At 67.6% G+C, this 515-nt stretch carries 1 protein-coding gene; it reads right to left on the bottom strand.

The features are described 5' to 3' along the window. On the bottom strand, positions 1-515 hold a 515-nt coding region (locus NZ773_16370; protein ID MCS6803499.1), incomplete at both ends, for an ABC transporter ATP-binding protein.

Raw genomic sequence — 515 nt, 5'->3', positions numbered from 1 at the left:
TCTCTGCGTGCAGCTCTAGAAAGCGCCGGGTCAGCCGGGCCTCCGAGACGTCGCGCGGCCGCGGGATGTCGATCGCGTACTCCCCGATCGGGTGCGATTCCGGGCCCGCCGAGAGCACCACGACCCGGTCCGAAAGCGCGATCGCTTCTTCCAGATCGTGCGTGATGAACACCACCGATTTGCGGTCCGCCGACCACAGTTCAAGCAGCTCGTTTTCCATCAGCTGGCGCGTCTGCACGTCGAGCGCCGAGAACGGTTCGTCCATCAGCAGGATCTGAGGATCGAGGATCAGCGTCTGCGCCAGCGCGACGCGCTTGCGCATGCCGCCCGAGAGCTGATGCGGATAGCGGTCGCCGAAGCCCGCAAGGCCCACGCGGCGCAGCCAGTCCCGGCCCTGTTCCTGCGCCGTTTCGCGCGGCACCCCGCGGAACTCGAGCCCCACGGTGATGTTCTCGAGCGCGTTGCGCCACGGCATCAGCGCATCCTGCTGGAAAAGGTAGCCCGCGCGCCGGTTG

The organism is Dehalococcoidia bacterium, from assembly GCA_025054935.1.
Classification (GTDB): domain Bacteria; phylum Chloroflexota; class Dehalococcoidia; order SpSt-223; family SpSt-223; genus JANWZD01.
This window is presented reverse-complemented; position numbering and strand designations above follow the sequence as displayed.